At 64.1% G+C, this 10,711-nt stretch carries 9 protein-coding genes; all 9 read left to right on the top strand.

The features are described 5' to 3' along the window. Nucleotides 1–194: 194 nt before the first annotated feature. Nucleotides 195–665, top strand: a complete 471-nt coding sequence (locus tag VLR48_RS15280) for an Rrf2 family transcriptional regulator (RefSeq protein WP_325292619.1) — start codon at nucleotides 195–197, stop codon at nucleotides 663–665. A 140-nt stretch (nucleotides 666–805) separates the two neighbouring features. Further along, nucleotides 806–1,732: a 50S ribosomal protein L3 N(5)-glutamine methyltransferase gene (gene prmB / locus VLR48_RS15275; protein WP_325292618.1), complete on the top strand. Its 927-nt coding sequence runs from the start codon at nucleotides 806–808 to the stop codon at nucleotides 1,730–1,732. After that, a complete protein-coding gene (locus tag VLR48_RS15270) occupies nucleotides 1,729–1,953 on the top strand; it encodes a hypothetical protein (RefSeq protein WP_325292617.1) in 225 nt (74 codons plus the stop codon). Before prmB ends, VLR48_RS15270 begins: the two co-directional genes overlap by 4 nt. A 3-nt stretch (nucleotides 1,954–1,956) precedes the next feature. After that, nucleotides 1,957–3,342 carry an oxygen-independent coproporphyrinogen III oxidase gene (gene hemN / locus VLR48_RS15265; RefSeq protein WP_325292616.1) on the top strand — a complete coding sequence of 462 codons (1,386 nt, stop codon included), beginning with the start codon at nucleotides 1,957–1,959 and terminating at the stop codon, nucleotides 3,340–3,342. A gap of 11 nt (nucleotides 3,343–3,353) precedes the next feature. Continuing rightward, complete coding sequence (locus VLR48_RS15260) at nucleotides 3,354–4,928, top strand: AMP-binding protein (RefSeq protein WP_325292615.1); 1,575 nt, start codon at nucleotides 3,354–3,356, stop codon at nucleotides 4,926–4,928. A gap of 132 nt (nucleotides 4,929–5,060) precedes the next feature. After that, entirely contained in the window at nucleotides 5,061–6,362 is a 1,302-nt protein-coding gene (gene tig / locus VLR48_RS15255) for a trigger factor (RefSeq protein WP_325292614.1), read from the top strand. A 123-nt stretch (nucleotides 6,363–6,485) separates the two neighbouring features. Next, entirely contained in the window at nucleotides 6,486–7,130 is a 645-nt protein-coding gene (clpP, locus tag VLR48_RS15250) for an ATP-dependent Clp endopeptidase proteolytic subunit ClpP (RefSeq protein ID WP_325292613.1), read from the top strand. A 204-nt stretch (nucleotides 7,131–7,334) separates the two neighbouring features. Next, entirely contained in the window at nucleotides 7,335–8,609 is a 1,275-nt protein-coding gene (gene clpX, locus VLR48_RS15245; protein WP_325292612.1) for an ATP-dependent Clp protease ATP-binding subunit ClpX, read from the top strand. 197 nt (nucleotides 8,610–8,806) lie between these two features. Further along, nucleotides 8,807–10,711 (top strand): endopeptidase La (gene lon, locus VLR48_RS15240; RefSeq protein ID WP_325292611.1); only part of this gene is annotated, 1,905 nt, incomplete at its 3' end.

Below are 10,711 nucleotides of genomic sequence, written 5' to 3'. Positions count from 1 at the left end.
CGTCGTCTCTGCGCACCGGCCCGTCCCCCTTGGGTCCCTTCTCTCGAGATCCCTTCGCTCCAGCCGTTCTCGGGCGACCGATCACACGGTTGCGCATTGAAATGTCGAAATTGTTGACTACTTAACTGGAGGATACCGGGCGCTCTCGCGACGAACCGAGCGCCCGTCGGCTCACTCACTCCAGGCATCCTACGATGAGACTATCGACGAAAGGCAGATATGCGGTAACCGCTATGCTCGACCTTGCTCTGCATTCCGGCACCGGGCCGGTGACGCTGGCGGACGTCTCGGTGAATCAAGGGATCTCGTTGTCGTATCTCGAGCAGCTGTTCGCCGCACTGCGAAGCAAAAAGCTCGTACGGGGCGTACGCGGGCCGGGAGGCGGCTACTATCTCGGCCGGCCGGCCGCGGAGATCTCGATTGCCGACATCATCTGCGCGGTCGACGAGTGGGTGGAGTTCACCCGCTGCGGCGGTCGCGAGAACTGCCGGGACGGGCAGCGTTGCCTGACGCACCATCTGTGGGATCAACTCAGCGACGAAATCTTTCGTTTTCTCAGCGACATCTCGCTGCAGGACTTGGTCGACCGCGGCCGCGGTCGACCCGGCGCGCCGAAGATCGGGATCGAAGAGCTCGAAGGCGACGCGAAACGCCGCGCGGCATAGCCGAGCCGCCTCGGTATCCCGAGGCGGGACCCGCGTCGGTCCCGTCTTCGCCGTCGTCCGGCACCGGGGCTGAACAGGGACTCGCGGTAGTGGTATCCTGCGGCGCTGGATTCACTGACGCGTTCTCCTCGATACTTCGTATGGCCGAGCAGCCGGATGGTTTGATCACGATACAAGACTTCGTGCGGTGGGGGGCAAGCCGCTTCAACGCCGCCGGACTTTTCTTCGGTCACGGGACCGACAACGCGATCGACGAGGCCGCTCACCTGGTCCTCGGCGCGTTGACCTTGGATCCCGGGCTGCCCGCAGCCTTTCGCGACTGCCGGTTGACGCCGGCCGAGCGCGTGCTGGTGTGCGACATGCTCGAGCGCCGCGTCGTGGAGCGTCTCCCGGCGGCCTATCTGACCGGGCGGACCTGGTTTGCCGGTCTGGAGATGATCGTGACGCCGGATGTCCTGGTGCCGCGCTCGCCGATCGCCGAGCTGGTCGAGGCCGGATTCGAGCCCTGGATCGACGGCGAGATCGTCGGTCGTGTGCTGGATTTGTGTTGCGGGAGCGGTTGTATCGGCGTTGCTGCGGCCGTGCATCTGCCGGATGTGGATGTTGACCTGGTCGACATCTCGCCCGACGCCTTGGGCGTGGCGCGACGCAACGTTGCACGCCACGGTGTCCAGGATCGGGTGCGTGTCTTTGCCTCGGATCTGTTCGCGTCACTTCCGAACGAGCGCTACGACGTCATCGTCTCCAATCCCCCGTACATCTCCCGCTCCGAGCTGGACTCCTTGCCGCTCGAATACCGCAACGAGCCCGAGCTGGGTCTCTTCGGTGGCGAAGACGGTCTGGATCTCGTCGTGCGGATCCTGGCGGATGCTGCAGGCCACCTGACCGACGAGGGCATCCTGATCGTCGAGGTCGGGAGCGCAGCACCGGAGCTCGAGCGCCGCTTGCCGAGCGTGCCCTTCACCTGGATCGAGTTCGAGCGCGGCGGGGAGGGCGTCTTCCTGCTGACGCGCGAGCAGCTCGATCGTCATCAGCTCGAGCTGCTCGAAGAGGCCACTGCCCGATGAGCGTGCCCCGGGCGAAGCGCGACGCCTTCGGGCGGGAGGATCTGCCGTTCATGGATCCGGCCGGCAAGTACGCGGAAGAGATTCCATGCCATACCCTGCTTGGACAGATCAATGAGACGCACCGTCGCGGCCTCGATGTCGGCGCGGGGATGATGCCTGAGACAGGCGTTACGAACATGGCCGAGCGGGTGGCGCAGCCGACCCCGTGGCCGGAGGGTTGAACGGTGGAACAAGGTATTTCATTCGATCTGGATCTGATCCGTCGCTACGATCAAAGCGGCCCACGCTATACCTCGTATCCGACCGCGGTGGAGTTCGACGAGTCCTTCGACGCCACGGCCTATCGCGCGGCCTGCGAGCGCAGCAATCACAGCGGTCGTCCGCTCTCGCTCTATTTCCACATCCCCTTCTGCGACACCGTCTGCTTCTATTGCGCCTGCAACAAGATCGCGACCAAGGACCGCTCCCTGGCCCCGCCCTATCTGGAGCGCGTCTACAAGGAGCTCGCCCTGCAGTCGGAGCTGTTCGATAAGTCCCGTGTCGTGGAGCAGCTGCATTGGGGCGGCGGCACGCCGACCTTCCTCAGCCATGCTCAGATGAGCGAGCTGATGGATACGACGCGCCGGCACTTCAACCTGGCCGGGGACGATGTCGGCGAGTACTCGATCGAGATCGATCCGCGCGAGGCCGATGCCGCCGGTGTGGCGCTGCTGCGCCGTTTGGGATTCAACCGGATGAGCCTGGGCGTGCAGGATTTCGACCCGCGGGTTCAGCAGGCGGTCAATCGCATCCAGACCGAGGCCGAGACCATGGCCGTGCTCGAGGCGGCCCGCTCCGAGGGTTTCCGCTCGATCAGCATCGACCTCATCTACGGACTGCCCTTCCAGACCCCCGAGAGCTTCGCGCGCACCCTCGAGCGCATCATCGCGGTCGATCCGGAGCGCCTGTCGGTCTTCAACTACGCCCATCTGCCCGAGCGTTTCAAGCCGCAACGGCGGATCAACGAGGCCGATCTGCCGGCGCCCGAGGCGAAGCTCGACATCCTTCAGTCGACGATCGAGCGCCTGACCGAGGCCGGCTATGTCTATATCGGCATGGACCATTTCGCCCGTCCCGACGACGAGCTCGCCCGCGCCCAGCAGGCCGGGACCCTCTATCGCAACTTCCAGGGCTACTCCACCCACGCCGACTGCGATCTGATCGGCATCGGGGTGACCTCGATCGGCAAGATCGACAACACCTACGGCCAGAATCGGCGTGGTCTGGAAGAGTATTACGCGGATCTCGACGCCGGGCGCCTGCCGGTGTTCCGCGGCATCGAGCTCACCCGCGACGATCTGATTCGCCGCGACATGATCACCCGCCTCATCTGCCACTTCGAGTTGGATATCCCGTCCGCCGAGGCCGCCTGGAACATCCGCTTCGACGACTATTTCGCCGATGCCCTGATGAAGCTGCGCGACATGGCCGGAGACGGGCTGCTGGAGCTTGATGCGCACAAGATCCGCATCCTCCCGCGCGGGCGACTCCTGGTGCGCAACATCTGCATGGCCTTCGATGCCTATCTGGCCACCAAGACCGGGCCGATCGGCTTCTCGAAGGTGATCTGACGGCATCCTCGATGGTGGGTACGAGCGTCTCGCCCGACATCCCCGCGCGCTTTCGGGCGACGGCGGCACGATTCGGCGAGTCGGTCGGCGTCTGCTCCGATCAGGGTGATTGGAGCTACGCCACGCTTGATCGGGCCTCCGACGGGGTGGCCGGTGCGCTGGCCGCGGCCGGCATCCGCGAGGGCGATCGGCTCGGCCTGCTCTGCGGCAACGGTGCCGAGTTCGTCGTCGCTTATCTCGGTGCGCTCAAGGCCGGCGGCACGCTGGTGCCGCTCAACCTTCTGCTCAACCCCAAGGAGATGGCGTATATCCTCGCCGACAGCGGGGCGGTCGGTCTCATCCATCACGAGGCGTTCGATGCGGCCGCGGCTGCTGCGCTCGACGGCGCGGCCAACATGGCCATGCGGGTGCGGATCGGCGCGACCCCCTCGGGCGACCCGGCGATGCTGGATTTCGCCGCGATGATGCGCAGCACGGAGCCTCCGCCTGTTCGCGCGTGCGATCCGCAGCACGCGACCGCCGCGATCCTCTACACCTCCGGCACAACCGGTCGTCCCAAGGGCGCGATGCTGTCACACGCCAATCTGATCGCGAACGCCGACGGTGTCGCGCAGGCGCTTGCGCTCACCCCGGCAGACCGCATCCTGGTGGTCCTCCCCATGTTTCATGCCTTTGCCGCGACCGTCGGGGTGCTGACGCCGCTGCTGCATGGACTCGGGATCGTGCCCGTTCCCAAGTTCGATCCGGGAGCGATCTCCGCAGCGATCGGTCGTCACGGTGCGAGCGTCTTTCTCGGCGTGCCGAGCCTTTACGGCGTGTTGCTGCGGCTCGATGCCGATATGCTCATGCACTGGCGCAGCGTTCGGGTCTGCGTGAGCGGCGGCGCAGCCATGCCTGCTGCATTGATGACGGCCTTTCAGGAGCGCTTCGGGATTCCGATCCTCGAAGGCGACGGCCCGACCGAATGCGGCCCCGTGACCTGCGTGAATCCGATCGCCGGCGTGCGCAAGCCCGGCTCGATCGGGTTGCCGATCCCCACGGTCGAGACGCGGATCCTCGATCCCGAAGGCCGGGAGGTGGCGGACGGGACCTACGGCGAGGTCTGTGTCCGCGGCCCGAGCGTGATGCAGGGCTATCACAACCAGCCCGAGGCGACCCGCGAGAGTTTCTTCGGCGATTGGTTTCGCACCGGCGATCTCGGTTGTCGCGATGCGGACGGGTACCTCTACCTGGTCGACCGCATCAAGGATCTCATCATCACCAACGGGATGAATGTGTATCCGCGCGTGATTGAAGAAGCGCTGTATGCGCATCCGGAGGTTGCGGAGGCGGCGGTCGTCGGCGATCCTGATGCACGTCACGGCGATATCCCGGTCGCCTACGTCGTCCTGCGCGGCGGCTCCTCGGCGACCGAGTCGAGTCTGCGTGCCTGGTGTCGCGAGCATCTGGGGCGACACGAGGTCCCGCGCCGTCTGGTCATCCGAGATGCCTTGCCGAAGAATGCGGCGGGAAAGATCCTCAAACGCGAGTTGCGACGCTGCGGCGAGCATGAGCGTGGGGTCGACCCGGACCGAGCGCCCGGGTGATCCGATAGCGTTCGCCAGGGCCGGCGCGTGCGCTATACTGGACAGCTTTTATGCGGTTTGGGCGTCTCTGCCCGATCCAAGATTCAACAACCTAGGGACCCTCTCGGCGAGGGGGCCGACCGGAGAGACATGATGCAGGTTTCGGTGGAGACGGGCGAGGGACTGGAGCGACGGATGAAGATCGATCTGCCTTTCGAGCAGATCGCGGCCGAGGTGGAGAAGCGCTTGCAGAAGCTCGGTCGCAGCGCACGTATGCCCGGATTCCGGCCGGGCAAGGTACCCATGAAGGTGCTGCGTCAACGCTATGGCGATGCCGTGCACCAAGAGGTCTTCGGCGAGCTCGTCGAGTCCAGCTTCTCCGAGGCGCTCATGCAGGAATCGCTGCGTCCCGCCGGGATGCCGCGCATCGAGCCGGAGATCGATCCCGCCGAGCAGCGTTTCGGCTATACGGCGATCTTCGAAGTTCTGCCGCAGGTCGAGGTCGCATCCCTGGAGGGGCGCGTCGTGAAGTCACCGGTCGCCGAGATCTCCGAGGAGGATATCGATGCGATGATCCTGCGTCTGCGCCGACAGCACGCCACCCGGCAGCCGGTGGAGCGAGCAGCCACGACGGGCGATCTTCTGACCATTTCCTTCGTCGGAACCCTCGACGGCGAGCCCTTCGAGGGCGGCTCCGCCACCGGGGTCAAGCTCGAGCTGGGCTCGGGCCGCATGATCCCGGGATTCGAGGACGGCTTGATCGGCGCGTGCGCCGGCGAGCAGCGCACGCTCGATCTCGTGTTCCCCGATCCCTACCAGGCCGAGCATCTCGCCGGCAAGCCGGTACGCTTCGAGGCGACTGTCGAGACCGTCGAGGAGACCGTTCTACCCGAGGTCGATGCGACCTTTATCGAGGCATTCGGTGTCGCCGACGGGGATGTCGCGCGTTTTCGCCAGGACGTGCGTCAGAACATGGAGCGTGAGATGAAACAGCGGCTCGATGCCCGCAGAAAAGAGGCCGTGATGGACCTGCTCCTCCAAGCCCACGAGATCGAGTTGCCCGCGGTCTTGGTTGCGGAGGAGGTCCGTGCGATGAAGCGGCAGATGCTCGAGACGCTCGGATCCAAGGATGTGGATCTCCCGGACGCACTGTTCGACGAAGGCGCGAAGCGACGTGTTGCGCTCGGTCTGCTCATCGGCGAGATCGTGAAGCGGCAGGGTCTTCGCCCCGATGCGCAACGTGTGCGCGCGGCGGTCGAGGAAAACGCCTCGACCTACGAGCATCCGCAGGCGGTCGTCGATTATTTTTACTCCGACCCCAAACATCTCGCCTCGGTCGAGAGTCTCGTGCTCGAAGGTCAGGTCGTCGACTGGGTGCTGGGACAGATCGAGGTCGAGGAAGAGGTTCTGACCTTCGCCCAGTTGTCCGAGTCGGGTCCTCGCCCGGGCTTTTGACGGCGGCGGACACGACGGGCCGATCTCCAGACGTCGGCCCGGTCAGGCATCGGCTCGCGGCCGCACTCCGCGGTCGGGCGTCGGTTTACACTCTGAATGCGGTTTAAGACGATGAGACATCCTATGAGCTATTCCTCGATCCGTTCGGATTGGCAGCCCTCCGGGCTGGGGCTGGTGCCCATCGTCGTCGAGCAGACGGCGCGCGGCGAGCGGTCGTTCGACATCTACTCGCGGCTTCTCAAAGAGCGGGTCATCTTCCTCGTCGGTCAGGTCGAGGATCACATGGCGAATCTCGTCGTGGCGCAGCTTCTGTTCCTCGAGTCCGAGAACCCGGACAAGGACATCCATCTCTACATCAACTCGCCCGGCGGCTCGGTGACGGCGGGTTTGGCGATCTACGACACCATGCGGTTCGTCAGGCCCGATGTGAGCACCATGTGTATCGGTCAGGCGGCCAGTATGGGCGCCCTCTTGTTGGCCGGAGGTGCCAAAGGCAAGCGGGTGTGTCTGCCCCATTCGCGGATGATGATTCATCAGCCTTTGGGCGGCTTCCAGGGCCAGGCGACCGACATCGACATCCACGCGCGCGAGATTCTCTACATTCGGGATCGACTCAACCAGATCCTGGCCGACCATACGGGGCAGCCGATCGAGAAGATCGCGGACGATACCGAGCGTGACCGCTTCATGAGCGGCGAGGAGGCCGTGGCATACGGTTTGATCGACAAGGTCATCGACGAGCGCGGTCCTGCGCCGACGAAGGCTTGATCTCGAGGTTCCGCGCAGGTCGCGTGCATCCGGCTTCGGATGCTCGCGCCGAGCCGGTTACCGCGGATCGGATGCCGGATCCAGTGGTTACGGACGGGAATCGTCACCATCTTGCCATCCAACAGCAAACCGTTATGATTGAGTTTGCGCCTTCAGGGAGTCTTTCATCCTGAAACCAACCGACCGCACGGAGACTCGACCGCGATGAGTGGAAACAGCCACGGCAAGAGCGACGACGGGAAATTACTCTACTGCTCGTTCTGCGGCAAGAGTCAGCACGAGGTCCGCAAGCTCATTGCCGGCCCGTCTGTTTTTATCTGTGACGAATGCGTCGAGCTCTGCAACGACATCATTCGCGAGGAGATGCAGGACGGTGTCGGCGAGGCGACCAACAACCTTCCCAAGCCGCGCGAGATCAACGCACGGCTCGACGAGTTCGTGATCGGCCAAGAGAAGGCCAAGAAGGTTCTGTCGGTCGCGGTCTACAACCACTACAAGCGTCTCGAGGTCGCCGAGGCCAAGGAAGACATCGAGATCGCCAAGAGCAACATCCTCTTGATCGGCCCGACCGGGTCGGGCAAGACGCTGCTGGCGGAGACACTCGCCCGCCTTCTGAACGTGCCCTTCACGATCGCCGATGCGACGACCTTGACCGAGGCCGGTTATGTCGGCGAGGACGTCGAGAACATCATCCAGAAGCTCCTCCAGAAGTGCGATTACGACGTCGAGAAGGCGCAGACCGGCATCGTCTACATCGACGAGATCGATAAGATCTCGCGCAAGTCGGACAATCCGTCGATTACCCGCGATGTCTCCGGCGAGGGCGTTCAGCAAGCCCTGCTCAAGCTGATCGAGGGCACCGTTGCCTCGGTCCCGCCGCAGGGCGGTCGTAAGCATCCGCAGCAAGAGTTTCTGCAGGTCGATACCTCCAATATCCTCTTCATCGTCGGCGGGGCCTTCGCCGGTCTGGACAAGGTGATTCAGAACCGCTCGCGCAAGACCGGGATCGGTTTCGCGGCCGAGGTTCACAGCCAGGACGACCGACGTCAGATCGGCGAGCTCTTGAGCGCGGTGGAGCCCGAGGATCTCATCCGTTACGGCCTGATCCCCGAGTTCGTCGGCCGACTCCCGGTGATGGCGACCTTGGAGGAGCTCGACGAGCCGGCGCTGATGCGCATCCTGACCGAGCCCAAGCATGCCCTGGTCAAGCAGTATCAGCGCCTCTTCGAGATGGAGGGTGTCGAGCTCGAGCTGCGCGAAGACGCCCTGCACGGGATCTCGCGCAAGGCCATGGAGCGGAAGACGGGGGCGCGCGGTCTGCGAACCATCATGGAGCAGGTGCTCCTGGACACCATGTACGATCTCCCGTCGATGGACCATGTCGGCAAGGTCGTGATCGATGCATCGGTGATCTCGGGCGAAAACAAGCCGTTTCTGATCTACGAAGGGTTGGAGAAGCAGGCCGTCGCGGCCGACTGAACCACGCTCGTCTCCCTCGTGTCCCGCAGACGTTGCGGGCACCGACCGCACCGGGTTTCTGTTGAAGTCGGCTCGGCGCGCCCTGATCCTTACCGCAGACCAATACTCCACCGACGCCCCGGGCCGACGCGCGCTCGCGAGCCGCAGCGACGAGAAGTCGCCGGCTCGGGTCGTCCACTTCACGAGAACGGATCCACATGGCGCACCACGATTCAGTTTCCAGCTCGGCATCCGGTACCTTTCAGGAGGTTCCGGTCCTTCCTTTGCGGGACGTCGTTGTTTATCCGCATATGGTGATTCCGCTGTTTGTCGGCCGGGACAAATCGATTCGTGCGCTCGATGCCGCGATGGCGAGCGACAAGCAGATCCTGCTGATCGCCCAGAAGAGCGCCGATGTCGACGACCCGGGCGTGAAGGATCTTCACGAGATCGGCACCCTGGCCAACATCCTGCAGCTGCTCAAGCTCCCCGACGGCACGGTGAAGGTCCTGGTCGAGGGCAATCAGCGGGCACGGATCGACCGCTTCCTGACGACGGAAAGCTCCTTCTCGGCCAACATCGAGCCGATGGACGAGACCTTGGAGGTCGACGAGCGCGAGCAGGAAGTGCTCATGCGCTCGGCGGTCACGCTGTTCGATCAGTACGTGAAGCTGAACAAGAAGGTGCCGCCGGAGGTGTTGACCTCGCTGTCGAGCATCGACGAGGCGGGTCGGCTCGCGGACACCATGGCCGCGCACATGTCGTTGAAGCTCGATGAGAAGCAGCGTGTCCTGGAGATGATCGACATTCAGGCGCGCCTCGAGCATCTGATGGGTCTGATGGAGTCGGAGAACGACATCCTTCAGATGGAGAAGCGCATCCGCGGGCGTGTGAAGCGCCAGATGGAGAAGAATCAGCGCGAGTACTATCTCAACGAGCAGATGAAGGCGATCCAGAAGGAGCTCGGAGAGCTTGAGGACGCGCCCAACGAGATCGAGGACCTGGCCAAACGCATCGAGGCCGCCGGAATGCCGCGCGAGGCCAAGGCCAAGGCGCAGGGCGAGCTCAACAAGCTCAAGCTGATGTCGCCGATGTCGGCCGAGGCGACGGTGGTTCGCAATTACATCGACACACTGGTCGCGGTGCCTTGGAAGAAGCGCACGCGCATCCGCAACGATATCAAGGTCGCCGAGGCGGTGCTGGACAAGGATCACTACGGCTTGGAGCGCGTGAAGGAGCGCATCCTCGAATATCTCGCGGTCCAGCAGCGGGTGCGTAAGCTCAAGGGCCCTATCCTCTGTTTGGTCGGCCCGCCCGGCGTGGGCAAGACCTCGCTCGGCCAGTCGATTGCCCGTGCGACCAACCGTCAGTTCGTGCGCATGTCGCTCGGCGGCGTGCGCGACGAGGCCGAGATTCGCGGCCACCGTCGGACCTACATCGGCGCGCTGCCCGGCAAGATCATCCAGAACCTCTCCAAGGCCGGCTCGCGCAACGCCTTCTTCCTGCTCGACGAGATCGACAAGATGGCGATGGACTTCCGCGGCGACCCCGCCTCGGCGTTGCTCGAGGTCTTGGATCCGGAGCAGAACCACACCTTCAACGATCACTACTTGGAGGTCGATTTCGACCTGTCCGAGGTCATGTTCGTCGGTACCGCGAACACGTTGAACATCCCGCCGGCACTCCTCGACCGCATGGAGGTGATCCGTCTTTCCGGTTACACCGAGGACGAGAAGGTCGCGATCGCCGAGCGCTATCTGCTCCCCAAGCAGATGAAGAACAACGGTCTGAAGGATGGCGAGGTGTTGATTCGCGAGAGCGCGTTGCGAGACATCATTCGCCACTACACGCGCGAGGCCGGTGTGCGCAGTCTCGAACGCGAGATCTCCAAGATCTGCCGTAAGGTCGTCAAGGAGGTGCTGCTCAAGAAGCGCGATGCGGCCACGACGGTCAGCGCGAAGAACCTCGAGAAATATCTGGGCGTGCAGCGTTTCCGGTACGGTCGCGCCGACGAGCACGACCAGGTCGGCCAGGTCACGGGTCTGGCCTGGACGGAGGTCGGCGGCGAGCTGCTGCGGATCGAGTCGGCCCTGGTCCCCGGCAAGGGAAAGTTCACCTATACG

It is taken from the genome of Thiocapsa sp. (assembly GCF_035467215.1).
Lineage (GTDB): Bacteria > Pseudomonadota > Gammaproteobacteria > Chromatiales > Chromatiaceae > Thiocapsa.
Note: the sequence above shows the minus strand (reverse complement) of the source record. Positions and strands in the feature narration are given on the sequence as shown.